Annotated in this window: 21 protein-coding genes and 3 pseudogenes; 17 read left to right on the top strand and 7 right to left on the bottom strand. The window is 60.8% G+C overall.

What is annotated here, in order from left to right; all coding sequences use genetic code 11:
- Positions 1-537 precede the first annotated feature (537 nt).
- The 7 genes and pseudogenes from ACIPSK_RS12085 (at position 538) to ACIPSK_RS12055 (ending at position 9785) form a co-directional block, all read left to right on the top strand.
- Complete coding sequence (locus ACIPSK_RS12085) at positions 538-1677, top strand: efflux RND transporter periplasmic adaptor subunit (RefSeq protein WP_168724814.1); 1140 nt, start codon at positions 538-540, stop codon at positions 1675-1677.
- A pseudogene (locus ACIPSK_RS12080) lies at positions 1674-2378 on the top strand (ABC transporter ATP-binding protein). Before ACIPSK_RS12085 ends, ACIPSK_RS12080 begins: the two are co-directional and overlap by 4 nt.
- Entirely contained in the window at positions 2375-3514 is a 1140-nt protein-coding gene (locus ACIPSK_RS12075) for an ABC transporter permease (RefSeq protein WP_162117411.1), read from the top strand. The pseudogene ACIPSK_RS12080 and the gene ACIPSK_RS12075 overlap by 4 nt, the downstream one beginning before the upstream one ends.
- Positions 3515-3518: 4 nt before the next feature.
- Positions 3519-4736 (top strand): ABC transporter permease, encoded by a 1218-nt coding sequence (locus ACIPSK_RS12070; RefSeq protein WP_162117410.1) that lies wholly within the window; start codon positions 3519-3521, stop codon positions 4734-4736.
- A gap of 138 nt (positions 4737-4874) precedes the next feature.
- Positions 4875-5846, top strand: coding sequence for a DMT family transporter (locus ACIPSK_RS12065; RefSeq protein ID WP_162117409.1), 972 nt, complete (start codon positions 4875-4877; stop codon positions 5844-5846).
- Positions 5847-6367: 521 nt separating this feature from the next.
- Complete coding sequence (locus ACIPSK_RS12060; RefSeq protein ID WP_162117408.1) at positions 6368-7855, top strand: right-handed parallel beta-helix repeat-containing protein; 1488 nt, start codon at positions 6368-6370, stop codon at positions 7853-7855.
- Positions 7856-8291: 436 nt separating this feature from the next.
- Complete coding sequence (locus tag ACIPSK_RS12055) at positions 8292-9785, top strand: right-handed parallel beta-helix repeat-containing protein (protein ID WP_162117407.1); 1494 nt, start codon at positions 8292-8294, stop codon at positions 9783-9785.
- A gap of 67 nt (positions 9786-9852) precedes the next feature.
- Here the strand turns inward: ACIPSK_RS12055 and ACIPSK_RS12050 are convergent, their stop codons facing one another.
- The 3 genes from ACIPSK_RS12050 to ACIPSK_RS12040 form a co-directional block, all read right to left on the bottom strand.
- Entirely contained in the window at positions 9853-10134 is a 282-nt protein-coding gene (locus ACIPSK_RS12050) for a hypothetical protein (RefSeq protein WP_026154210.1), read from the bottom strand.
- 183 nt (positions 10135-10317) lie between these two features.
- Positions 10318-10962, bottom strand: a complete 645-nt coding sequence (locus tag ACIPSK_RS12045; RefSeq protein WP_162117406.1) for an NrsF family protein — start codon at positions 10960-10962, stop codon at positions 10318-10320.
- A complete protein-coding gene (locus ACIPSK_RS12040; RefSeq protein ID WP_162117405.1) occupies positions 10959-11507 on the bottom strand; it encodes a sigma-70 family RNA polymerase sigma factor in 549 nt (182 codons plus the stop codon). The genes ACIPSK_RS12045 and ACIPSK_RS12040 overlap by 4 nt, the downstream gene beginning before the upstream one ends.
- 232 nt (positions 11508-11739) lie before the next feature.
- On the opposite strand from ACIPSK_RS12040, the gene ACIPSK_RS12035 reads away from it, so the two are divergent.
- From ACIPSK_RS12035 to ACIPSK_RS12025, 3 genes are all read left to right on the top strand, one after another.
- Entirely contained in the window at positions 11740-12009 is a 270-nt protein-coding gene (locus tag ACIPSK_RS12035; RefSeq protein WP_017964840.1) for a pentapeptide MXKDX repeat protein, read from the top strand.
- An 84-nt stretch (positions 12010-12093) separates the two neighbouring features.
- Positions 12094-12936 (top strand): cytochrome b/b6 domain-containing protein, encoded by an 843-nt coding sequence (locus ACIPSK_RS12030; protein WP_162117404.1) that lies wholly within the window; start codon positions 12094-12096, stop codon positions 12934-12936.
- Complete coding sequence (locus ACIPSK_RS12025; protein WP_162117403.1) at positions 12933-13709, top strand: molybdopterin-binding protein; 777 nt, start codon at positions 12933-12935, stop codon at positions 13707-13709. The genes ACIPSK_RS12030 and ACIPSK_RS12025 overlap by 4 nt, the downstream gene beginning before the upstream one ends.
- Before the next feature lie 84 nt (positions 13710-13793).
- Here the strand turns inward: ACIPSK_RS12025 and ACIPSK_RS12020 are convergent, their stop codons facing one another.
- Positions 13794-14570 carry a dioxygenase family protein gene (locus ACIPSK_RS12020; protein ID WP_162117402.1) on the bottom strand — a complete coding sequence of 259 codons (777 nt, stop codon included), beginning with the start codon at positions 14568-14570 and terminating at the stop codon, positions 13794-13796.
- 339 nt (positions 14571-14909) lie between these two features.
- Between ACIPSK_RS12020 and ACIPSK_RS12015 the strand changes: the two genes are divergently transcribed.
- A complete protein-coding gene (locus ACIPSK_RS12015) occupies positions 14910-16493 on the top strand; it encodes a Na+/H+ antiporter (protein WP_162117401.1) in 1584 nt (527 codons plus the stop codon).
- A gap of 99 nt (positions 16494-16592) precedes the next feature.
- On the opposite strand, the gene ACIPSK_RS12010 is transcribed toward ACIPSK_RS12015, so the two are convergent.
- Positions 16593-18494 (bottom strand): potassium transporter Kup, encoded by a 1902-nt coding sequence (locus tag ACIPSK_RS12010; protein ID WP_446532930.1) that lies wholly within the window; start codon positions 18492-18494, stop codon positions 16593-16595.
- Between the two features lie 331 nt (positions 18495-18825).
- Between ACIPSK_RS12010 and tyrS the strand changes: the two are divergent.
- Positions 18826-20102: pseudogene (gene tyrS / locus ACIPSK_RS12005) on the top strand (tyrosine--tRNA ligase).
- A 126-nt stretch (positions 20103-20228) separates the two neighbouring features.
- Here tyrS and ACIPSK_RS12000 read toward each other — a convergent pair.
- Positions 20229-21545, bottom strand: coding sequence for an MFS transporter (locus tag ACIPSK_RS12000; protein ID WP_162117399.1), 1317 nt, complete (start codon positions 21543-21545; stop codon positions 20229-20231).
- A 191-nt stretch (positions 21546-21736) separates the two neighbouring features.
- On the opposite strand from ACIPSK_RS12000, the gene ACIPSK_RS11995 reads away from it, so the two are divergent.
- From ACIPSK_RS11995 to ACIPSK_RS11980, 4 genes and pseudogenes are all read left to right on the top strand, one after another.
- Positions 21737-22636, top strand: a complete 900-nt coding sequence (locus ACIPSK_RS11995; protein ID WP_017964831.1) for a LysR family transcriptional regulator — start codon at positions 21737-21739, stop codon at positions 22634-22636.
- 67 nt (positions 22637-22703) lie between these two features.
- A pseudogene (locus ACIPSK_RS11990) lies at positions 22704-23004 on the top strand (MFS transporter); the annotation flags it as partial.
- Positions 23005-23175: 171 nt separating this feature from the next.
- The gene (locus tag ACIPSK_RS11985; RefSeq protein ID WP_246709758.1) at positions 23176-23508 is read left to right on the top strand and encodes a hypothetical protein; all 333 of its coding nucleotides are present in this window, start codon (positions 23176-23178) and stop codon (positions 23506-23508) included.
- Positions 23509-23510: 2 nt separating this feature from the next.
- Entirely contained in the window at positions 23511-23933 is a 423-nt protein-coding gene (locus ACIPSK_RS11980) for a TIGR02594 family protein (protein ID WP_162117398.1), read from the top strand.
- 168 nt (positions 23934-24101) lie between these two features.
- On the opposite strand, the gene ACIPSK_RS11975 is transcribed toward ACIPSK_RS11980, so the two are convergent.
- Positions 24102-24887: a class I SAM-dependent methyltransferase gene (locus ACIPSK_RS11975; protein WP_162117397.1), complete on the bottom strand. Its 786-nt coding sequence runs from the start codon at positions 24885-24887 to the stop codon at positions 24102-24104.
- A 302-nt stretch (positions 24888-25189) separates the two neighbouring features.
- On the opposite strand from ACIPSK_RS11975, the gene ACIPSK_RS11970 reads away from it, so the two are divergent.
- A complete protein-coding gene (locus tag ACIPSK_RS11970) occupies positions 25190-25768 on the top strand; it encodes a hypothetical protein (RefSeq protein ID WP_348642912.1) in 579 nt (192 codons plus the stop codon).
- Positions 25769-25935: the final 167 nt, after the last annotated feature.

Here is a 25935-nt window from a genome sequence, read left to right as displayed (position 1 = left end):
GCAAACCGTCTCGCGCAGCACAATGCGACGGAGCAGCACCGCCCCCCTTTATCGAGACGACGATCTCCAAACCGGCCCAACGAAAAATCATGCCCTACATCCATCGGCGACGCTCCCAAATCAAAACGTCGCCAAAACAATCATACGGCCCGCAGTAAAGGAATCCGACCCCCGCAAACCGAGTCAATCCGTCGCACCGACTTATGTATATGCCCTAGCCGGCGCCGGGGGATGGATAGGAGGTCGCTGCCGCACATATCTTCTCACAGCAGGAGAGGCGCTGGCAGGCGAAGGGGTGAGCAGTGGAACTGCGAACGCTCGGAGCGTAAGCGAAGGGCAATGAAGGGCGTGCTGTGTGGCCGCTCATCCGACCCTCCACCGACAGGGAGGCTCGACCCGCCCCACGGGACTCCCGGAGAAGAAGCGAGCAAGCCTCCGCCTCCGACAATTGCCGCCACCACGCACACAATCGCGATCGAGGACTGTCGGAAACGCGTTCGAGGTCGCGGTTTTGCTGCCGTTGGTCATTCTGGCGGCATGAACACGACGTCAGAACATGATCGAGACCTGGCCGCCAAGCTCAGATCACTTTCGATCGAGCCTGCGCCCTTCAAGACAGAGCCGCCGGAGCCCCGTGTCCGGCGGCGTGTGATCCCCGGAGCAATGCTGGCCCTTGCCGCGACCGCATCGCTGGCGGTGGTTCTTTTCTATCGACCCGATACGCTGGAGCGCATCGAGACTGTGCTGGCGGGTTTCATAGGCAAGGACGAGGCCGCAATGTCGGTCGATGGAACCGACGTGCCCGCCGCCGATCCGATCCGGGCTCTGCCCTCCAATAACCCATCGGACAGGGCATTGCCGTCCCGGGAAGTCACCGGCTCCGGCTACGTCGTGGCACCCGATATCGCGACCGTCTTCTCCAAATATGAAGGTCGGATCGTTGCCGTCGAGATCGAGGCAGGCGACAGGATCGTCGCGGGCCAGGTGCTGGTGCGGCTCGATGATGCCGGTGCCCGCTTTGCGCTTCAGGGCGCCGAGATCGCCCGGCAATCGGCGGAGCTGGCGCTGACGGCGAAGACTATTGAATTGGCGCAGGCGCGGTCTTCCCTGACGCGCACAGAGCGGCTGGCCGGGCGCGATACGATGTCGGCGCAGACGCTGGAGGAGGCGAAGACGGCGTTCGACACTGCCGAAAATGCCGCCCTGCAGGCACGGCAGGACGTGGCCAAGGCCGATCTCGATATCGACAGGGCGCGCGAGCAGGTGGAAGCGCTGACCGTCCGGGCGCCGATATCAGGCACCGTCACGCGGCTGACCGCGCACGTCGGCGACACCGTGCTGTCGCGCGAGGACAGCGTGCGGGAGAATGAAAGCCTGCTTGCGATTGCCGACATGACCACCATGGTCATCGATGCCGATGTGGCCGAGGCGAATATCGCGTTGATGCGGCCAGGCTTGCGTGGCGAGGCGGTGCTCGACGGCTTTCCCGACCGGCCCTTTGCGGTGGAAGTATCGAAGATCGCGCCGATGATTTCGCGGGAAAAGGGGACGGTGACGCTTCGCCTGTCGCTCTCCTCGCCGCCGCCAGACGTGCGCCCCGCCATGGCCGCGCGCATCCGCCTTGTGGTGGGTAAGGCCGAGGATACCACAGACCATCAGCAAGGAGCAGAGCGATGACCGACACTCAAGAACCCTATATCGCGCTTCGCGGCGTCAGGAAGGCATTCAAGATCGGCACGGAGACGATCCCGATCTTTTCCGGACTCGACCTTTCGATAGCACGCGGCGATTTCGTCGCCGTCATGGGCCCTTCAGGCTCGGGGAAATCGACACTGCTCAACATGCTCGGCGGCATCGATAGCCCCGACGGAGGGGAGATCAGGATCGGCCGCAGCCATATCGAGCAGATGGGCGAAGGTGCCAGAGCCGCTTGGCGGGCACACAGCATGGGCATTATCTTCCAGTTCTACAATTTGCTGCCGATGCTGAATGCGGGCGAGAATATCGAGCTGCCGCTGCTGTTGAAGCCGCTCAAGCGGAAGGAGCGGCGGGCGCGAGTCGAGACAGTCATGGATCTGGTCGGACTCTCCGGGCGGCAGCGGCAGTTTCCATCCAGCATGTCCGGCGGGCAGCGGCAGCGCGTCGGTATAGCCCGCGCCATCGTCGGCGATCCCGAGCTTCTGCTCTGCGACGAACCGACCGGCGATCTCGACCGGAAATCCGCCAATGATATCCTCGAGATGCTGGGCTTTCTCAATCGCGAGCTTCAGAAGACCATCATCATGGTCACGCATGATCCCTAGGCTGCCTCCTTCGCCCGGCGCACGCTGCATCTCAACAAGGGCGAATTCGTCGAGCAGGAAAGGTTGGCCCAATGACCTTCTTCCGGCTGATGCGCCGCAATGCATGGCGCAAGCCGCTCAGGGCCACGCTTCTGATGTTCTCGGTCGGCGTCGCCTTCCTGATCTATGGCTTGACGGCGAGCTTCGTCAGCGGCAGCCAGGGGGCGGCCGGCGCCAGCGACAGTCTGCTCGGCGTCTTCAATAGATCGGGCCGGGGGCTGCCGCTGCCGCTTGCCTATCTCAACCGGATTGCCGCCGATAGCGATGTTGCCGCCGTCGCCTATATGACGCGCATGCGGGGCTTCGTCGATGTCGAGAAGAATGTCGTGATGACAAGCGCGGTCGATCCACGATTGATCGCCGCAGCCAATGGCGACGAGCTCGGGCTGACGCCGCAACTGATATCAGTGCTGGAAGAGGGCCGTGACCGGGTGCTGGTCGGCCGGGCGCTGGCGGAGGCGCAGGGCTGGTCGGTCGGCCAGCGCATCGGCGTCACCAGCCACCTGACAAGGGAAGACGGCAGCCGCAGCTGGAGTTTTGAGATCGCCGGCATCTTCGAAGGGGCCGACGCCAGCACCGACACCTATTTCATGATCGCCCGCTATGATGCCGTCAATGCGGCCCGCGCCCGCGGCAAGGATACAGTCGATGGCTTCGTGGTGCGACCGCGACCGGGCGTTTCATCCGGCGTGCTGGCGGCAAGGATCGACGCGCTGTTTGCCAATTCGGCGGCACCGACGCGCATTCAATCGGAAAAGCAGTTCCTCGAGGCTTTCTTGCGGCAGTTCGCCGATATCGGCCTGATCGTCAGCCTCGTCGTCGGCGCCGCCTTCGTGACCATCCTGATGATCGTGGTCAACACCATGCTCTTTGCCGTGAGGGAGCGCAGCTTCAAGATCGGCCTCATGAAGGTGCTCGGCTTTTCCAGGGGGCGGATCATTGCGTTGATCCTCGGCGAGACACTGTTCGTCTTCGCCGTCGGCGGGGCGGGCGGGCTCGTTCTCGCCAAGCTCGCGACGCTGTTCGTCGGGCCGGAATTCGGCCTCGCCTTCACTACGTCCGTGCTGCTAAAATCCGTCGCCATCATCGCCGGCCTCGGGCTCGCGACCGGGCTGCTTCCTGCCGCCAATGCCATGCGCCTGCCCATCGTCAACGCCTTCAGATCGAGATAGTCCAATGTCATCAGCGCTCAAGCAGATCTTTCTCATGATCAGAGTCAATCTCGGCAGCCTGCCGCGGCGGCTGTGGATCTCGCTGTCGATGGTGTTGTCGGTGGCCCTGGTGGTGGCGGTGCTTGCGGGTTTTCTCGCGATGGCCAGGGGCTTTGAAGCAGCCCTTTGGGGCACGGGGTCGCCAGGCATCGCCGTCATTCTCGGCGGCGGCACCAACCAGGAGACCGGCTCGGATGTGCCGGCCGAAGCGATCCGCAGCCTGACCGCCGCAATCGGCGAGATCGGCGTGGCGCGGGATGCCGCCGGCTTGGCGCCTGCCGGCGAACTGGCGCTGTCGCGCGAGATCGTCGTTCCCGTCGATGTCGTCAGAGCCAGCGACGGCGCTGAGCAGACACTGTCGCTGCGGGGCATGGATCTGGCCGGCCCCGGCTTGCGCGACCGCGCCACGCTCTCCCAAGGGCGGCTGTTTTCGCCGGGCGCGCGCGAAATCGTCGTCGGCGGCCGCATCGCCGATGAATTCTCCGGCTTCGCCGTCGGCGACAAGGTGCGACTCGGCGCAGTCGACTGGACGGTCGTCGGGCATTTCACGTCAGGCGGCAGCGCCTTCGAATCCGAGATCTGGGCGGATCTGGAGGCGGTGCAATCGGCCTTCGACCGGCAGGGACAGGTGCAGAGCCTGCGCGTACGGCTTGCGGGGGCAGGCGGATTGCCGGTGCTGCAGGAGCATATCTCCGCAATTCCCGGCGCGCCGCTCACCGCCGTCTCCGAGGCCGATCTCTATGCCGCGCAATCCGAGCGCACCGCGAGCCTCATCCGCCTGTTCGGCTGGCCGCTGGCGCTTTTGATGGCGGTCGGCGCCACCGCTGGCGCGCTGAATACGATGATGAGCTCGGTCTCCGACCGCACCGTCGAAATCTCAACGCTGCGCCTGCTCGGCTTCGGCCGCCTGTCGGCCTTTACTGCCACCTGGGTCGAGGCCGTGGCTCTCTCGGTCGTGGGGGCCGCCCTCGGCATCCTTGCCTCGTGGCTCGCCTTCAACGGCTGGCAGGCCAGCACGATGGGCGCCAACAACACCAAGATGGCCTTCCAGCTCGACGTCACCGCCGACGTCGCGCTCACCGCCGGGCTGCTGGGGCTTGCCATCGGCATCATCGGCGGAGCGTTGCCGGCGCTTGCCGCGACAAGGTTGCCGCTGACCTCGGCATTGCGGGCGAGGGGATAGAGGCTGGTTGTCTAAACCTTCCGGGCGGGTCACGTCATCGCGGCGACCGCCCTGATCGGCCCGAGGGAGACATCCGCTACAGGCGGAGCGCCGCCGCCTCATCTGTGCAGCCCGCGGAAACTATGGCATAACTAGGCCATGGCAATGAATGTCTTGGCGGTCCATCGCGACACGGTTGGGACGGAACAGGCGGCAGACAATTCGCTTGCTGCCGGCTATTCCGTGGGCATTCTCTGTTGGCTGCTGTCGGCCGGCGTCTATATCGCCGCGAAATGGGTTTCTTCGGAGATGCCGCCTTGGGCGCTCTGCTTCTGGCGCGTGCTGATCGCCTTCGCGATCCTGATGCCGATCGTGCGCCGGCATTTCGCCGACATGGTCGCGCTGGTGCGGGCTCGCGCCCTCGAACTGCTTGCGATTGGCGGCGTGGGACTGGCGATCTGCCAGGGCATGATTTTTGTCGGCCTCGAACATGCCGATGCCACCACTGCCGGCATCATCATTGCCCTGATCCCGATCATCACCATGATCCTTGCCCGCTTGATGTTGGCCGAGCCGATGGGACGCTGGCAGGTGATCGGATCGATCTTGGCCTTTCTCGGAATCGTGGTCATCATCATCAAGGGTAGTCCGGACGCGCTGATGCGGCTCGACTTCAACCCGGGTGAACTGTGGATCGTCGCCGGCGCGTTCTGTTTCAGTCTCTATACTGTCCTGCTCCGCCGCGCGAAATTCGATATGAATCGCCTTGCGCTCCTGGTGCTGCTGCTCGGTGCGGCGGTGCTGACGGCGCTGCCCTTCTACCTGTCCGAGCTATTCTCAGACGAACGCTCGACGCTCAACGGCAGCGGGCTTATCGCGCTCGCCTATGTTGCGATCCCTGGCGGGGCGGTCATGTACTACCTCTTCAATCGTAGCATCGAGACGCTGGGGGCGGCTCGGGCTGGCGTCCTCCTCTACATTCAGACCATCTTCATCGCTGTGCTCGCCTATCTGATCCTTGGCGAGCAGTTGCAGCGCTATCACCTCGAAGGCGCGGCACTCATCATCGCCGGCTTGCTTCTCATCAGCCTGCTGAAGCCGAAGATCAAGGCCGAAGCGGCTACTGCATAATTCCTTAAATCGGGATCGATTTAAGGATAAAATTATGCAGCAATTCAAAGTGCTACAGCGTCCTTTGCGCGTCTGAAAAGACGCGCGGCGCTGTAGGGCCTGAGGTCTCCCCATCGCTGCGACATGGTTCCCGCTGACCTCGGCTTTGAGGGCAGGGGGTAGGGTTTCACCTTGGAGTGCGCCTTCGCTTGCGCTCATGGCGTTCGTCGCTGGCGCTCCTCCCCCTGAGCGCAAGCGAAGGCACGAATCACATGACGCGCAGACAGAAGGCGACGTACACCCCGCGCAAACACGCAGCGATTTATTCATCTCTAAGTCGCCGATTTCTCGGCCAAAGTTGTAACGTTCGTCACACCAGGCCATTGCCTGTGGAATAAGGTCCGAGAGGCGCGCATTGCCCCATTGACAACATCTTATCGCCTTTTTGCCGTGGCCGGTTGCCCCCGCCGCATGCGATCGGCCGATCCTGGGCGGTCCCGGCGGCGACATTAGCGATCCGACGAACAGGGCAACATGGCGATATGACAGTCTACTATGTGAACTCAGCGACTGGTTCCGACCGCAACGGTGGAGCGGGCCAGAACTCGGCTTTTGCGACTTTGTCCAAAGTGGAATCCTTGAAACTGAAACCCGGCGACAGCGTGCTTCTTGCCAAGGGAAGCGTGTTCAACGAGCAGTTCGATATCAAATATTCCGGCAGCGAGAATGCGCCGATCAAGATCGGCAGTTACGGGACGGGCGCTGCGCCCGTCATCCACAGCAGCGGCGACGGCATCCACAGTCTCTATGCCTCAAACATCGTCATCGAGAACCTGAAGATATCGAATACAGCAGGTGCTGGCATCTATGGCGGCAGTGTCACGAACTGGACGGTCCGCGACGTCGAGATCGCCAAGACTGGATTGTCGGAAAACGCCGGTGCCGTGACCTTTCGGAGCAGCAAAAACATCACGGTCGAAGACAGCAAGATTTCGGACGTCAGAGGTGACGGCTTCTGGATCGAAAAGGTCAACGGCATCAAGCTTCTCAACAATACCGTGACCAACGCCCATGGGACGACGGCCGATGCCGTGCAGATGAACGACAGCAGCGACATTCTGATCAAGGGCAATCATCTCGACCAGACGCATGCCGATAGCCCGAAGGGCGTTATCGCTCTCGTCAGGCCGGTGAATGCCGTGGTCGAGGATAATGTGCTTACCGGCGGCGGCTTCGGCATCAGCGCGCAGGCTGGCAAGAATGTTGCCATCCGCGACAACGACATATCGGGTTTTCACGGCTACAGCTGGTCCTTTGCCGTCGGTCTCGGCGACAAGGGCGATACGAGAGACTACGATATCGCGGGCAACCACATCCATGACGGCGCCCGGGGCGTGGTCATCTCCGCTGCCGGCAGCCCGAGCTATGACCGCACGAATATCAAGGTCCACGACAATGTCTTCGACGACCTCTCACAGGCGGCGTTGAATGTCGACAGGCCCGCATCCGGCTCCTTTTCCAACAATACCATCGAGAGCGGCGTCAAGGCCACCAGCATATCGCCTGATATCGTCGGCGCGCACACCTTCTCCGTCAGCAACAACCATACGGTCGCCAATGTCGAGACGGCGCTGGCGAGCCCGGTTGCCAAGACCGCTGCAGCGACGGAGTCGGCTGCGGATCCGGCAGTCGTCGCTGTCCATGACAATTTGAAGATCCTGACCGATACGGGCGCTGCCCATCATGGCAATCTCCTCGAAAACGACAGCTCGGACAATGACACCCTGGTGCTTCGGCGCTTCGGGGACGAAACCGTCGGCAAGCACGGCCTGACGCTGACCGGGGAATACGGCGACATCCATGTGGACCGGGAAGGCAACTACGCCTACATGCTCGATGAAACGAAACTCCCTGACCATAGCGGACATGTAAGCGAGTCCTTCACCTATGGGATCAACGATGGAAGCTCGCATCATAGCGACGGGGATACGTTGACCGTCTTCATCCACCTGGATGGCTTGCTGAGCTGAGGTGAGCGTGCCGGGAGCGGCGCTACGCCCGGAGACCTTCCTTCCGGGGAGGCGTTGCTCTCGCCACCAAATGGCTTCGCAGCGTCCCTCATCCGGCTGTCGCCGGGTGAGGGTAAGGGGCTGCAAGCGGCCTCAACCTTTCCGGCTGGCGACTGACCTGAAACAGAACGTCTACACTCCTGCGACCATACGTCGCCAAGGAGGACGATTACCGTTTATTCACCTTTAGGTCGCTTTTTGGTAGATTTTTTCCGTATAAGTTGTCATTTTTAGGATACCGCCTCCGCCAGGCGTTCTCGGGACCAAGGCAGGCCCACAGGGTCTGCCGACCGTCGTGAAGGCAACTCGAAGGCCACGGCCTTTAGCCCCGACCGCATCCGATCCACGTGTCGCAGCCGATCCAGACGGCTGCGCGGCAATTCGAGAACAAGGCGATATGACGATCTATTATGTGAATCCGGCGATAGGCTCCAACGGCAACAGCGGAACGAGCGAGGACACGCCGTTTTCGTCGTTCTCGGCGGTGGAAAGCTTGAAGCTGCAGCCGGGCGACAGCGTGCTGCTTGCCGCCGGAAGCGTGTTCAATGACCAGCTCGATCTGAAATATTCCGGCACAGTGAGTGCCCCGATCACCATCGGCAGCTACGGGGTCGGCGATGCGCCAGTCATTCATAGCCCCGGCGATGGTATTCACAGCCTTTATGCATCGAACATCGTAATCGAGAATATCAAGATATCGGACACAGGCGGGGCAGCCATCTATGGCGGATATGTTTCGAACTGGACCGTGCGCAACGTCGAGGTCGATCATACCGGTTTGGCGGGCAAGTCAGGTTCCGTCACGTTCAGGACCGGCTCGAACATCACCATCGAAAACAGCACGATCAACGACGTCAACGGCGACGGCGTCTGGATCGAGAAGATCAACGGCGTCAATTTTCTCAACAACACCGTCACCAACGCTCACGGCACCGCCGCAGATGCCGTGCAGATGAACGACAGCAGCAACATCGTGATCAGCGGCAATTACCTCGACCAGACGGGTGCTGCGACGCCGAAAGGCGTCATCGCGCTCGTTCGGCCTGTCAATGTCCTAGTCGAGGACAACGCGATTATCGGTGGCGGCTTCGGGATCGGCGCACAAGCCGGCACCAACGTCGCTGTTCACGACAACGATATTTCAGGTTATGGCGGCTACAGCTGGTCCTACGCCATCGGCCTCGGCGACCAGGGCGACACGCGGGATTACGATATCTCGGGCAATTACATCCATGACGGCGTATGGGGCGTGGCGATCAGCGCTGTCGGCACCCCCACTTACGTTCGCGAAGATATCAATATCTACGGCAACGTTTTCGATGACCTGTCCTCAGCGGCGCTGAAGGTCGACAGGCCGGCATCCGGCTCGTTCCACGACAATGTCATCGCCAGCGATGTCACGCCCTACAGCATCTCCCCCACCATCATCGCAGCGAACACTTTTCCCGTCAGCAACAACACGACGCTCGACGAGGCCCAGGCGACGATGCTTGCGAGCAGCGATAGTCTCGCGGTCGGCGATGTGACGCACACGGACACGGCGCCTGCGCTTGTCGCAACCCATGACAGCCTGAAAATCGCCTCCGATCTGGACGCCGCCCATTACGGCAATCTCCTCGAAAACGACAGCTCGGCCAACGGAACCCTGCTGCTTCGCCGCTTCGAGGGCGAATTCGTCGACAAGGACGGCGTGACGCTGACCGGCAAATACGGCACCATTCATGTCGATAGTGACGGCGATTACACCTATACGGCCGACGCGGCGAAACTCGCCGGGCTCAGCGGAGACGTGAGCGACACCTTCCACTACAAGATCTCCGATGGGACTTCGCTGCATTTTGACACGGATACGCTGAGCGTCTCCATCCATGTGAATGACTTGCTGAGCTGATAGGGATTGCCGACAGCAAATGGCGTTGCATCATCGCGGCGGCAGTCCGCCCAGCACTTGCGAAGTCTCATTGATCGCCGAGCAGGATCCTGATGACGTCGACTTCGATTTCCGCGCAGATGATCTCGTATTCGGTGATGATTGCGGGATCGGCCGATCTATCCCGGCGCATGCGATCGAGGACGGCGCAGGCTTCGCCGTAGGCGCCGCATAATTCGTAAAAATGGGGCTGGCTCGCCGCGGCTGTTCTGATCGTCGCCCGCGTCGCAGGCAGCCTCATCATCAGCCTGGCCAGCCCCTGTTCCGCGACTTGCCGGGTGATATGGGCTACGCCTTCTTTCCTGACCATGCCGTCATCCCTCGCTGCCTGTCTTTTCCCATTCAGGGGGTACGCAAGACCCATCCCCTGAGTAGTACGCAGGAATGTTGCATCTGGTTTCATGCCGGATGAAGGATTAGCGTCTCAGTGCTGGGCGTCTTCGACCGAACTCGGCATTGCGGGACAATCGGCACAGCAATCCTACGGCCGGTGCTACCAGCGCAGGAGGCGAGGCCCAAAGAGGGCGCCGATTGCACCGGTCAAGAGGATGCCGAGCGAATACCAGAGGGTGACGAAGGGCAGGCCGTTTTCCGTACAAAACCAGGAATAGACCCAGGCGCCGGATGCGCCGGCGGCAATGCCGGCGATGAAGCCTGTAATGCCGAGGTTGCTCGGCGCGCCGCCACGGAGAACCCAGGTATTTGCAATCAGGATCGGCATGGCAAAGGCAAAGATCAGCAGCGGGCAATGCAGGGCGGAGGAGCCGAGCACCAGCACGGGGTAACTTGCGGCCGGGGACAAAGCGAGCTGGATGACCGCCATGACCGCGAGAGCGAGCATGATGGCCGCGGCAATTCCGAAAAAGCGGCCTTCCGAGCCATCCGGCCGGGACAGGCGGTAAACGGCCGCGAAGGCGGCGATTGCGAGCAGGGCATTGTAGGCGGACTTGATCCAAAAGACCGGCAGCATCAGAGCCTGAGCCACATCGGTGCGAAGGCCGACGACCATCAGCATCAGCAGCAGCGAGACTGCTAAGGCCGGCAGGATGGCGAGCGCGAAGCGGCGTTCGAGCGCATGTCTCGGTACCGGCTTCAGATCCCGGACAAGGCTGTCGATCACGTCCTCAGTTTCTCTCACATTCCACCTCGCAATCTTGCCGCCAGCGCCTTGATGCCCCTGTGAACGCCGACCTTGACCGCCGATTCCGACTGTCCGGTGCGGCTTGCCGTGTCGGCCACCGACTGCCCCTCGAGCTTGATCTGCCGGATCAACTCCTGCTGGTGCTGCGGCAGGCCGCTCAACAGCCGTTCGACATCCATGCGCGCTGCAATCGCATCCTCCCTGAAGTCGTCTTCGATCTCTTCGTCCAGTTCTATTTCCGCCTTGTACCGGCCGCCATGCTTTCGGTGGTGGTCGATCAGCTTGTAGCGGGCGATCGAGAAGAACCACGCGGTGAACGGCCGCTCCCTGTCATAGGTCGCCCGGCGCGAATGCAGCGCCAGCAATGTCTCCTGCACGAGATCTTCCGTGTCGGACTTCGCGGAAGTGCCGATCCGCCCGCCGTAATAACCGACGAGCAGGGTTCGCAATGTCACGAGCAGACGCCGATAGGCTATCTCGTCCCCATCGAGGGAAAGAAGCATCAGCATCTTCAGTGCTTGTTCCGAATGGGTGCTCGTCATGTCGTCTGCAATATCATTCGGGTGGATGACGTTTTGGTTACAGGCGGTTCAAAATCTTCCGGCGGCAATTCAAAGTGTACAGCGTCCTTTGCGCGTCTCCAAAAGACGCGCGGCGCTGTAGCGCTATCACATAAGCGTGAGGCTGTAACCGTCTTCGCAAGGAGATCGAATTCAGGACTGTGAGTCGTCGGCGGGTGCCGGCGGACATGTCAATCGATCCGAGGAGACCCTCATGACCAAGATCCTTTCCAGCCTTGCCGCCTGCAGCTTCGTCATCGGCTTGTCGCTTGCCGGCGCCGCCAGCGCCCAGAGCAGCGATGCCATGAAGAAAGACAGCATGAAGACCGACGCGATGTCGAAGGACGCCATGTCCAAGGATGCAATGTCGAAGGACGCAATGGCGACCGGCAGCACCAAGGCCGACTGCATGCACAATGCCGGCATGGAGAAGGACATGATGAAGAAGGACACGATGATGAAGGCCTGCGACGCGATGAAGTAAGTTTAGCCGCGGCCGCTGAAACTTTTTCGCCGGCGGCCGCGTCTTCTTTTGTCAGGCCTTTCATGTCGATTTGGAGGAACTATAATGGCCACGACCGATGCCGGCACGGCGAGCGGATCTACGCTCTTCTACCGCCATGGCCTGCTGGTGCGCCTGTCGCATTGGGTGAACGTGCTGTGCATGACGGTGCTGCTGTTCAGCGGCCTGCAGATATTCAATGCCCACCCGGCGCTCTATTGGGGGCAGTACGGCGCTGATGACGATCCATCCTTCATTTCCATGGAGGCGGAGCAGGAAGGCGATGCGCTGAAGGGGGTGACGCGCGTGGGTGGATTGAGCTTCGACACGACGGGCGTTCTCGGGGTTTCGAATGTCGACGGCGAGGCTGCAGTGCGCGGTTTTCCGAACTGGCTGACCTTGCCGAGCTATCAGGATCTGGCATCGGGCCGGCGCTGGCATTTCTTCTTTGCCTGGCTGTTCGTCATCAACGGCTTCATCTATCTTGCCTACGGTTTTGTCAGCCGGCATTTCCGACGCGATCTGCTGCCGGCGGTCGAAGAACTGAAGCCTTCGCATCTCGGCCATGAGATCGTCAGTCATGCCCGGCTGCGCTTTCCCAAGGGGGCCGAGGCACGCCATTATAATACGCTGCAGAAACTCGCCTATGTTGCCGTGATCTTCGTGCTGCTGCCACTGATGATCGGGACAGGCCTTACCATGTCGCCGGGCTTCAATGCGGTCGCGCCCTGGCTGCTCGATCTGTTCGGCGGCCGGCAATCGGCCCGCACGCTGCATTTCCTGACCGCTTTCTCGCTCGTCGCCTTCGTCGCAGTGCATGTGGCGATGGTGCTGGTCTCGGGCGTGTTCAACAATCTGCGTTCGATGTTCACAGGCTATTACGACATCGGCCAGGGAGGAAAGTCATGAGCCGCATCATTACAAGGCGTCGCTTCCTGATCGGCGCAACGATGACGGCATCGGCGCTGGGGCTTGCCGGCTGCGATGCCCTCGTCGAAAACGATCGAACGAAATCGGTGCTCAAGATCGCCGAAGGCTTCAGCATGAAGACGCAGCGCTTCCTGCTTGGCGACGACGCGCTCGCCCGCGAATTCACCGAAGCCAATATCTCGCCGACCTTCCGCGCCAATGGCACGAGCATGCCTGATAATGCCCGGTATATCGACTGGATGAACCAGCGGTTTTCGAGCTGGAAGCTCGAGGTTGGCGGGCTGGTCGACAGGCCGATGCAGCTGTCGCTGGCGGAGCTGAAAGCCCTGCCGGCCCGCACGCAGATCACCAGGCATGACTGCGTCGAGGGCTGGAGCGCGATCGGCAAATGGACCGGCGTGCCGCTCGGCGCGCTGCTGCAGGCGGCGGGCCTGAAACCCGAAGCCCGCTACATCGTCTTCCACTGCGCCGACGAATACGAAAAGACGCTCGACGGCAGCGGCTGGTATTACGAAAGCATCGATCTCGTCGATGCGTTCCACCCTCAAACGATCCTTGCCCACAGCATGAACGGCCGCGATCTCGAAGTCGCCCACGGCGCGCCGCTCAGGCTCCGGGTCGAGCGTCAGCTCGGCTACAAGCAGGCAAAATACCTGACCGGCATCGAAGCCGTCGCCGATCTCGGCCAGCTCTACGGCGGCAATGGCGGCTTCTGGGAGGATCGCGGTTACGAATGGTATGCGGGCATATAGTCCCCGACCGACATGCCGACCTTGACGCCTTCCGCATGTCGGGTTCCACCGCCGAAGAGGTAGTCGTGGTCGAGGGTGCGGGGCTCAGGCAGAGAGACCGATGGTGATGGTGGCGGACAGCACGCCGCCATCGAGCTTCTCGAAATCGAAGATGTGATCGGCGGCGTCTTCGGGGATGATGCCGTCTTCGTCGTTGCGCGTATCGCGGGCAGGGCGCCCGAGATAGTCAGGATGCTCGCCATAGATGATGTCGCTCAGCGCATCGTCGAAATAGATCTGACTGACGAGAAGCTCCTTGCCTTCGGCGAAGATACGGCAATGAACATGCGGCGTGCGGCCCTTGTACCATCCGGGATAGGCCGTCAAAAAGCTTGCCTGCCCCTTGGCATCCGTCAGCTGGCGGCCGCGGAAGGCGAGCCCGCTGATTGCCTCGACATCGCCGAAAGTGCACATCTCCGCAGCCTCACGGCCGGAATAGATGCCGCGGTGATCGGTATGCCAGATTTCGATATCCGCATTTTCGATCGGCCGGCAATCGGCGGCATGGACGATGCGGACGGCGAGCCGCAAAGGCAGCCCGGTCTTTCCTTCCGAGACGTCCTGTCGGGCCGGGATATTGTTGACATGGCAGGGGCCAAGGGTCTGGGCGACGGTGACGACGCAATTCGGACGGCTACGGAAGAGCGGCTCGGGCAGCTTTTCCAAGGTAACCGATTTCGTGCCGCCGCTTACGAAATCGGTTCCCTTCCAGTCGAATGTCTTGGCGGCAACAACGAGATGCCGCCGTGGCCAGATCGCCACCGCAGCCACGGATGATGCGACAATGGCCGCACCGCCAAGCACAAGGGTCCGCCTTTTCATCTGTCTTCCTTTGCCTCAAGACGCAGGATTTAAGGAGGATGCGCAGCAAACTCCAATTAAATCCAGGCAATGATCGATGGCAACGCGATCATCGGCGTCAGATGTCTGCCGAGACAGTAGGGCTGCGGTCCAGAAGCGGAGATTCCGTCCCGCGCATTGACGAGAAGGCGTATTCTTCCCATGCTGGCACACGGAAGAGTTGCTCTAAGCTGTGCACTGGGGTTCGTCGCGAAAATGCAGGGTAACGCTTTGAATTGTTATATAATTCTTTGAAACGACTCCAGATTTGAATTATGCAGAAGGTATCCGAAATTCGTTGCTGAGCCGGGGCAGGGGCACATGGAACCAACCCACTTATTCGAGCTCGTCATCGCGATGTTTCTGGCGATCATCGCGCTGCACTATGTTGCCCACCGGCTCGGACTGCCGCCGTCCGTCGCGCTGCTGACTGGGGGCGCCTTGCTGGCCTTTGTACCGGGGTTGCCGGCGATATCAGTCGATCCGGAGCTGGTGCTCGTCATCTTCCTGCCGCCGTTGTTGATGGACGGCGCCTGGTCCATTGCGGCGGCGCGGTTGCGGCGGCATGTGATCGGCATCGCCTCGCTTGCCGTCGGCGCGGTGTTCTTCACCTGCGCGGTCATCGCCGTCGTCGCCCATCTCATCTTTCCATCGATTCCCTGGGCAGCTTGCGCAGCCCTCGGCGCGATCGTTGCGCCGCCGGATGCAGTTGCGGCGCGTGCCGTGCTGCAGCGCGTCAGGCTGCCGCGGCGGCTTCAGATTCTGCTGGAAGGCGAGAGCCTGCTCAATGATGCGAGCGGCCTGGTGCTCTTCCGTTTTGCCGTTGCCGCTGCCGCAACCGGAGCCTTCAGCGCGACTGAGGCGGCCGGCAGTTTCCTCGTGCTGGCGCTCGGCGGCGCCGTCATCGGCATCGTGGTGGGAACGGCGTGGTTCAAGCTCGTCCGGCGTCTCGGCGACGAATATCTCGTCATCGCGGCCTCGGTGCTGCTTTGCTGGATTGCCTATCTCGCCGGAGAACAGCTGCATGTTTCCGGCGTCATCGCCACCGTGACCGCGGGCCTCATCATGAGCTGGCACCAGCACACCGTGCTATCAGCCGCAATGCGCGTGCGCGGCGTCTCGTTCTGGACGGTGATGATCTTCCTGATGGAAGCGGCGGTCTTCATCCTGATCGGGCTGTCGCTTCGCGATGTCGTCGAACGCGGCGGCGGCCTTACCACCGTCATCGCGACGATGGGGCTACCGATGCTGGCGATCCTCGTCGCACTCGTTCTGGCGCGGTTTGCCTGGGTCTTTGCCTGCGATTTCGTCGTCAGGTTCTGTGCTTCCCTGGGCTTCGCACGGGCCCAACCGCTTGGCTTTGGCGGCGCTGTCGTGCTCAGTTGGGCGGGCGTGCGCGGCGTGGTGACGCTCGCTTTGGCGCTGAGCTTGCCCGAGGAGTTCCCGGGCCGCGACTTCATCCTCGCCACCTCCTTCGCGGTCATTCTCGGCACCGTGCTCATCCAGGGTACGACATTGGGGCGGGTGATTGCCTGGGCGCGGCTGGTGGAGCCGGAGTCGGAACATGCGCGCCTGACGATGAGCCAGGCCGAAGCCGCCATGGCGCAGGCGCAGTTCGGCATCGTCCAGAGCCTGGCCTATGACGCGGAAGGAAAACTCATCCACCCGCAATTGCTGGAGCGCTACCAGCGCCGCGCCACGTCGATCATCGACTACGCCGAGAAAACCGAGCAATACATACCGGCGCTGCATGCGCATTTCGACGTCGTTCTCGAAGCGGTTGCCATCGGGCGTCGGGAACTCATACGCCTCCATCGCGCCGGCGAGATCGACGATGAGACGCTGCTGGAGCTGGAACGGGATCTCGATCTCGAGGAGCTGAGTGCGATCTCGGCCAAGGCGTGAGGTTCAGCGCCTCGCGCCTTCGAGATCATTTTCAACGCATTGCGATATCGAGGCTGACACGAGCGCGGTCCGGACGACGAGGCCGCGCGGCGTCCTGCCCTAAATGACGATCTGTTCGCCGAGTTCGACGACGCGGTTGGACGGCAGGTTGAAGTAATCGGAGGGATCGATCGCCAAGCCCTCCAGCGCCATGAATATGCGCTCCTGCCAGCCGGGCAGCCCGGTGTTCGGCGTCCTGACGAGGTTCCGGCGGCCGAGATAAAAAGAGGTTCTCATGATCTCGAACTTGAAGCCGCCCTCGCGGCAGAGAGCCAATGCCCTGGTGACATCGGGGTCGTCCATGAAGCCAAAGGTGATGTCGAGGCGCACAAAGCGCGGCGAGAGCTGGCTGATCTTGATGCGGCGGCTGTCGGAAACATAAGGTTCGTCCTCGGTCCAGACGGTCAGAATAACATTCTGTTCGTGGAGCACGTGGTTGTGCTTGAGATTGTGGAGCAGAACATTTGGCGTCCGGTCCGGAACGCTGGTCAGGAAGACAGCCGTTCCCGGAACGGTGACCGGCGAATGGTCCGACCTTCGCTCGATCGACCTGATGAAGGAATCGAGCGGGATCTCATTGTTGGCCCGCAGTCTCTTCAGATAGGCTTGGCCTCGGGTCCATGTCCACATCAGGATCATGATTGCCAGGGCAAGGGCGACCGGAACCCAGCCGCCATCGTGAATTTTCAACAGATTGGCCGCCAGGAATACCACTTCGATGACGAATAGCGGCAGCAGTGCGACTGCGGCAAGGACAAGGGAGTATCCCCAGGCGGCCCGAAGAAACTGGAAGGCCAGCATGGTCGTGATCACCATGGCGCCGGTCACCGAGATACCGTAGGCCGTCGCCAGCGACTCGGAATCGCCGAAGGAAAAGATCAGCATCAGCACGCCGATCAGAAGGAGAAGATTGACGCTCGGCACATAGATCTGGCCGGTGTTGGTCTCCGAGGTGAACTTGATCCTGAGCCTCGGCAGGAAGCCGAGGTGAACGGCCTGGCGGGCCAGCGAAAATGCGCCTGTTATCACAGCCTGGCTGGCGATCATCGTTGCGATCGTCGCCAGGAGAACTATCGGCAGCAAGGCCCAGTCAGGATACATCAGAAAGAACGGATTGATGGCGGCGTCCGGATGGGCGAGAACCAGTGCGCCCTGGCCGAGATAGTTCAAGAGCAGTGCCGGAAAGACCAGAACGAACCATGCCATCTGGATCGGGCGGCGCCCGAAGTGCCCGAGATCGGCATAGAGCGCCTCCGCACCCGTCACCGTCAGAAAGACGGCGCCGAGCACGATGAGGCCGACAAGGCCGGCATGAGTGAGGAACAGGAATGCATTGACCGGATTGAGCGCGCCCAGAATCCGCCAATCGTCACCGATATGGAGCAGGCCGCCCGCCGCCATGGCCAGAAACCACAACACCGTTATCGGCCCGAAAAACATTGAGACGGCGGCCGTTCCCCTCGATTGGACGGCAAAGAGAACGATCATGATCGCCGCCGACAGAGGCGGGACGTATCCGGCAAAGGCGGGCGTGATCAATTTCAGGCCTTCGAGCGCCGACATGACCGATAAAGCAGGCGTGATCATCGCATCGCCGATGAAGAGGGCGGCGCCGATCAGGCCGGCGAAGAAGAGCAGCGGCAGGTTTCGTCCCATTTTCTTCATCAGGAGGGCGAGAAGTGAAAGCGTGCCGCCTTCGCCGTCATTGTCTGCCCTGAGAAGGAAGAGCACATATTTGAAGGTCACGATGATCGTCAGCGTCCAGACCATCAGCGAAATCAGGCCGATGACCTCTGCCTCATGCACGCCATCGGCGGCAAAGGGCCTCAGCGCCTCGCGGAAGGCATAGAGCGGGCTGGTGCCGATATCGCCATAGACAACGCCGACCGCGCCGATGACCAGCCCGACAAAGCCCTTCCGGCCGACGCCATCCCCCGTCTTATCCATATGCGTCGACGTCATCGTACCCCGCTCATGCGACTTGCCTATGAGCACAAACATATGCCGCATTGCAGAACGGCAAGCAAATTGATGCGGGTTCGATTTTTTTGTGAGGGGCGGATGCGGGGATCGGAGGGCGTCGTTGCGATCCGTTCAGCGTCGTCAATTCATATCCCTTGTGATTGCGCTGTCGCATGGTAAATATGGATGCATGACCTGCACCCTGAACCTATCGAGCTTCTATTACACGCTGCTCCCATAGAGCGGCGCAAGGTCATATTCCTGACACTCGAGACGCCGCACGGTCGGCGGCACGTGTGTCAACGGATGGTCTCCGGCCTCATCGGCTCAAATGGAGACCCTCGTGACACCATCCTCTCAGCCCACCGGACCCCGATCCGACTTTCTTCGCACTCTGAGCGAGCGCGGCTTCCTGCATCAGTGCACAGCTTGGAAGCACTGGACAGCTGGCTTTGTTCAGGAGCCGGCACGGCCTATAACGGCTTCGATCTCACTGCCGACAGCTTGCATGTCGGCCATCTCATTCCAATCATGATGCTGCGGTGGTTCCAGAAGACTGGTAACAAGCCCATCGCTTTGCTCGGCGGTGCGACAAGCCGGCTGGGTGATCCGAGTTTCCGCGACACGTCGCGTCCTTTTCTCAGCCAAGGGCAGATCATGAAAAACTTGATCGGCATCCGGAAGGTCTTCGAGCGCTTCCTCGCGTTCGGGGACGGCCCGACCGATGCTGTCATGGTCAATAATGCCGACTGGTTGGGCGGGCTCAACTATCTCGATTTCCTGCGCGATATCGGACCGCATTTTTCAGTCAATCGGATGCTCACATCGGAGAGCGTGCGCCAACGGTTGGAACGAGAGCAATCGCTGTCATTGCTGGAATTCAACTACATGGTCATGCAGGCTTACGACTTCCATGTCCTCGCGGAAAGCCGCGGCTGCCTGCTTCAACTGGGTGGCTCCGACCAGTGGGGCAATATCGTCAGCGGCGTCGAATTTGGACGGCGGATTGGCGGGCGAGCGCTGTTTGGATTGACTGCCCCGCTGCTGACGACGTCGTCGGGTGCGAAGATGGGCAAGAGCGTTTCGGGCGCGGTTTGGCTGAACGCCGATCGGTTGTCGCCTTATGAGTTCTGGCAATTCTGGAGAAATGCGGCAGATGTCGACGTGGGTCGTTTTCTCAGGCTGTTCACTGAGTTGCCCTTAAGTGAAATTGCACGCCTCGAAGTGCTTCGGGATTCCGAGATCAACGAAGGGAAAAAGATCCTTGCCGACCAGATCACGAGCCTGTGCCACGGGGCAGATGCGGCAGCGCAAGCTTCCGAAACCTCCCGGCGCAGCTTCGAAGCAGGCGAGGTGCCGACGGGTCTTCCGACAATCAATCTCCCGGATAGCCTTCGCGGTGATTTTCCGTTGGTCGACGCTATGGTCGTTGCCGGGCTCGCCAGGTCGAAAAGCGAAGCACGTCGATTGATCGTCGGCGGCGGTGTGCGGGTGAACGGCGGCAGCGTGAAAGACGAGACAACGCGGCTTGGCGACTCCGACGTCCAGGACGGCGTGATCCGGCTCTCGGTCGGCAAGAAGCGACACATCCTCCTTCAGCCGGCCTAGCGTGGCGTGTTCAATTCGGGGAGCGGGCAAATTCGACCACCTGTCGCGCTCCCCATCGATACAAGTTTGATGTGGCAGCGTGTGCGGCAGCGCCCTCTTTCACCCGAACGACCACGAGCCGCCTGTTCAAGTCGCTCCAGGCCGTCTTGCCACTTCGTAGCGAGCCCGGCTCAGGCTGACCAGGCTCGCTATTGCCGCGCAGCCGCCTGCAGTGACGATCGCAAATTCGAGCGCGCTCGACAACGGCAATGTTGCGAAGATGATCGACATGCAGATCCCACCCAGGGTTTGGCCGAGAAGCCGCGCGGTGCCTTGCATGGCGCCGGCGGCGCCGCTTCTGGCTTTCGGCGCCGACAGAAGGAGAATTCGATTGTTCGGCGTTTGGAACAGTCCGAAACCGAGGCCGGCGATCACAGTGCCGACGAGAAACGCGATACCTCTCGGGTCGGGCGGGGTGAATCCGACCACCAGGAGGCCCAGGGCGAGCAGCGCGCCGCCGATGGCGCAAAGCCATGCCGTCTTGACGCGGTTTGCCAAACGTCCCGAAATGGGCGCGATGACCGCGGTCGCGGCAGGCCAGGGCATCATGTATAGACCGGCCAGAACCGGCGTCATGCGCAGCGTGTGTTGAAGGTAAAAGGGTAGCGCGATGTAGCTCAGCATCTGGCCGCAGAAGCAGGATACCGAGGCGATGACCGCCACGCGGAATGCCGGTTCCGCCAGCAGGTCCGTGGGAACGATTGGTGCGTCACTGTCCCGTTCAAGGCGCAGCAGGACGAAAAGGCAGGCCAGCGAGGCGGTAATGAGGACAGCACCGCTTATCGGCGCGATCGCTATCCGGTCGGCGCCGCAGAAGAAAAGGATGAACATCAGCGTGTTGGCCAGCATCGCCTTGGCGTTCAGCTTTCGCTTCGCGCCCTGAATTTGCCCGAGCAGACCGCCGCCGAGCAGAACGATGGCGCCGAGTGGTATATTGACTGCAAACAGCCAAGGCCAGGTGGTGACGGAAAGAATGGCGCCGGCAATGCCGGGGCCGGCAGCGGAAGAAATGGCGATGACCATGGCATTGATGCCGATGATCGGACCGAGCATATGTTGCGGCACGGCCGAGCGCAGGTTCATCATGGCAAGCGCCATGATCGCGCCACCTCCCAAGCCCTGCGCGAAACGAGCAAGGATCAGCAAGGGAAGGTCGCCCGCAAAGGCGCAGGCCGCGGAAGCCGCGGTGAACAGCGCGACGCCGATCAGGAAGACCCGCCGCGCGCCGTAGATTTCACCCAGCGCACCACATGGAAGAATGGCGATGAGCACGGCCAGCTGATAGGCCGAGACGACCCATACGGTGCTACCCGCCTTCGCCTGCAGCGAGACCGCGATCGAAGGTAAGGCGACATTGGCAATGGCTCCGTCCAAAACGACAAGAACAAGCGTAAGAAGCAACATGGCAATAGCCAGGTACCGTCGAGGCGACGTCAGGCCATCTTGAGAAACTGGTGCGGCGTAGGTGAGGGACATGAGAACTCCTCGCTGGTTGGTGGATGGTCGACTAGTTAGGCTTTGCTGATTGCCCGCGCCAGACGCAACAAAATCAATCGACTGTTGCGTACTGCGCCATACCTGAATAGAATTCAGCCATGTCTGATCTCGATCTCAATCTCTTGGTGGCACTGGATGCGCTGCTGCGCGAGCAAAGCGTATCGGCCGCCGCTCGTCGGCTTGGCCTCAGCACGTCCGCCATGAGCCGGACGCTGTCACGGTTGAGGACTGCGCTGGGTGATCCGATCCTTGTTCCGGCCGGGCGCGGCATGGTTGCGACGCCCCATGCCCTGGCGATTGGCGCCGAGGTACATTTGTTGAAAGAAGCTGTGCAAGCCGTGCTTAGTCCGCCGTCGACCGTGGAGATCCGGGAGGTGCGCCGCCATTTCACCATCCGTGCCAATGAGGCATTCGTGCTTCTCTACGCCGCGGGTCTCAGCGCCGCCGTGACGAGCGCTGCGCCGGGGATAAGGCTTCGCTTTGCGCCGAGATCGGACAAGGATGTTCAGGCATTGAGGGACGCAGCCATAGATTTGGACATCGGTGTCCTCCCGCGAGATAGCGGGGAGCTGCGTTGCCAAACCCTTTTCGAGGATCGGTATGTCGGTCTCGCAAGGCTAGGGCACCCGATCTTCGATGCAGATCGGATAACGGCGGAGCGTTATGCTGCCTGGGGCCACGTGCTCTTCTCGACGCAAGCGGATTTTGCCGGTCCGATCGACAGGGCGCTCGCCGAATTGGGCCATGTCCGTGATGTCAGACTGATCGTGCCAAGCTTTCCCGCGGTGATAGCCGTTGCGGCGGCATCCGATTTGATCGGCTCGATTCCGAAGTCTTATTGCAAGTCCGCCGCGATAAGCCATATCGAAACCTTTGACCTGCCCGTGCCCGTGTCGGGTTTCAACATCGTGCAGGCGTGGCACCCCCGCATGGACGCAGATCCCGTGCATCGCTGGCTGAGGGCGCTGATTTTTGAAACTTTCCACTCAATGAACTGAGTGTGTGGCGCGCCAAAACAAGCGCTTCGTTCCCATTCCGCAGATGTGTGATCAGCGATGTTGTTTCGCGCTCTCAGGCTTCGGCCTGATGGGTCTGCTCTTCGGTCTATCCGCTGGCCATCTCGGCTGCGGCCCGGCGCACAGATCGCCCCGCACCGGTTAATGTAGCGGCGCTGGCGCACACCACGTTTCTCGTGTTTTTCGCAGGGCCGCCGCTGCTCGGCCTTGTTGCCGAACATTTCGGCATCCGCTTTTCGTACTGGATGGTTGTCCCGGTTATCGGTGCCGCACTCCTGGTCACCAAGGCGCTTGCCGCTGCTTCCGCGCCGGTCACAGGGCATCCCGAACCGGTGCAACCGCAGGGTTGAGACGCTTGCGCCGCCCGTCGGCGATCCAAGGTCGTGCATGTTCGAAACCGGCAGAGCGCGACCACCGGCCTTTGCTGGTGAATGGAGCGAGGCGCAATGTATTTCCCATCGCGTCGAAGTATTACAAATGATCTCCTGAAATATAGCTCATATAGGTGACGAGCCAAGGTCATGCCCAACCGTCGACTCTGGACGAATGGTCTTGTCGTTCAAGTACTTGCGGGCGCGGTCGATCTCCTCGGAATGAAACTGGTTCGGATGGTGAAGTTCCAGCCTTTCGTGCTTGCAAAACATATGTTTGCGGGTTTTTCGATCGTCGCCTTCTGCCGCAAGGTGAGGCTCACAGGCGGCGTTCCTGCGCCTCGCTTCGGACAAATTTCTGCCGCCAAAATGCCAGTATCAGTTGTTTCTAATTCACGCCATAATTCGCATTTACGTTGCTCCGCCTGTTTTATTCTTCGCCACATTTCGGATTTTCAACATTATACAAACAATGGTGGGTAACTATGAAGGTTATTCTCGTCATCGTCCTCACGGCGCTTGCCGTGCCCTGTGAGGCGGACATGCTCGGCACGGCATCCCGATACAAAAGCATGCATGAACGCTCCATCTCCTTCCTTGGCATCAATCCGCGCCGGGTATCGTGGTGCGGCGCATTTCTAGCCTTTGTCGCCAAGCGATCTTCGCGACAGCCGCCACCCAACCCCAACATGGCGGCGTCCTGGAGGAAGTTCGGCCAACCGGTCGGCGTCCGCTCCGCCAGACGAGGGGATGTCGTCGTGATCCGCACCGGCAGGCGCTTTCATGTGAGCCTGTTCGATCACATCGACCCGGGCCGGCAGTACATCTACTTGTTCGGCGGCAACCAATCCAACCGGGTCCAGCTGTCCAGATACCGCGCCAGTTCGGTCGTCGCGGTGCGACGATGATGCCGTAAGGAACGTGAGCAGGCATCGCTTCCGAAAAAGGCGAAGTATCACTCCTTGAAAACCTCTTGTCAGAATCGTTGGCTGAGAGGTTTTAAAGGGGTAACTTTTATAAAAGAGGCAGGCAGTTTTTGCAGCTGATGTTTCGGGCTTTCCCGGACCAGTGGGTTTTCAGGCCTTGCGCGCCCTGACGTGGAGGAAGATCGGCGCGATGCGGGTATCGGCAACCATTGGCTCGGCGAGCGCCACCTCGACTGACGCCATGGGCTCGCCGAAAGCTTCGATCGTCAGTCCCGCTTCGACGATCATCGACACCCAGGTCGACAGCGTCCGGTGAAAACGCGGAATGGCAAACGGCGTCAGCGTCGCCCGTTCCGCTTGCGGTATGGAGGAGAAAATCCAGCGCTCAATCCGGCCGTCGCGCTCGTCGAAATAATCGGCGATCTCAACCGCGACAGGCTGGCCGGCTTCATTGTGAATATTGCGGCGCGTCGGCGGCACGAAACAGGGATGCAGGATCGAAAACTGCAGGAAGCCGCCCGGCTTCAGGACGCGGTGGATGCCCTTCAGCACTTGGCGCTGGTCGGCCATGTCCATCATCGACATGAAGGCGGTGACGAAGTCGAAGCTCGCTTCCGGGAAATCGATGCTCTGGCCGTCGCCGAGCACGTAGTCGATGCCGAGCGGCGCTTGCGTCTCGGTCTCGCGGGCATAGCGAATGAAGGTCGGGGCGATGTCGAGACCGGTCATGCGGGCGCCGAGGCGGGCGACGGCACGGGTATTGGAACCTTCGCCGCAACCAAGGTCGAGCCCAGCAAGGTCCGCCACCGGCGGCAGCATGTCAAGAAAGGCCGGGGTGTTCAGCGCGTCGCGATATTTGTCATAGCCGGCGCGGCTATAGATCGTCCAGGTCTCGGCATTACTCTCCCAATGGGCGGCGACATCATTGGCGTTCATGGCTTTCCTCCTTGCTCGATCGGGATGGGCGGGGAGCTATAACCGCAGCCTGTGGCAATGGGAAGACGGGCGAAAAGGAGGCAGGCAATGCTGCCTGCCTGGACATTCGGGAACGCTAATCGCCCGGTATAGAACATCGGATTGAGCATCCATTGCCGCGTCCGCGTCAAGGACGGAAGCGAGGCCTTTACACTTCGGAGCGCTCACGGCCGGCGAAGGCGGTGATGCGCCTCGACATAGCTCTTTTCCCAGGCGCGGAGTAATGCAAGTTTGAGCCACGTGGAGAAATGGAGGAAAGGATTGTGACTGCTCTTTCACATGAACAGCAGAGCGAATTGAAAGCTTTATGGCACAGTCGAGACTTCCGAGCCTGGTTCGCCCGGCTGCAAGAAATCGCGCCCGAAGAAGTGGAGAAACTGCCAAGTTTTATGCGCGACGCGTTTCTCAAGCTCAACGACAATCAAGACAACTGCTTCGCAATATATGTGCCGCCCGAATGCGCACCAGAAAAATTGGCCCATTATGAGGTTGCGCCCGACGAAGAACTTTTGGTCGATCTCCCGTATCGCGACAAAGCGTCCGGTGAAACGCGCTTTGAACAGGGAACTGCCGCGATGTTGCGGCAATTGGTTGAACTGGCAGAGCGTGATCCTAAGATCGTTTATCTTGTCATGGAATATTGGGAGGCACTTCAGAAAGGTGAAGAGCTGAAGCAAGAGGTGGGTAGTGACGAATTGTGGCTCTCTCTACTGGAAGCTTATGATCATTTACTTGCAGATGTATTTGGTCATGGCAATGGGCGGGGACGCGTCGGGGTGAAATTGCTGAATATCTCGATTCACATGATCAGAAGCCACGTTCTCTCTAATCGCGAGGCATGAGAAATCGATGATAAAGGGACGGGCTGTTTGATGAAGGCAGTCGGCACCACCTCAAAGCAGTGGTTTGCGGTAGTCGAAGTGGACGATTCGACCGACAATAGGTGCTCTGATGACTTTCTTCAGGGCATTTTGGCATCGCGTTCGGTTCCTGCCTTTCTGCCGGCATC

The sequence above is a fragment of the Rhizobium sp. LARHSG275 genome, assembly GCF_052871115.1.
This window is presented reverse-complemented; position numbering and strand designations above follow the sequence as displayed.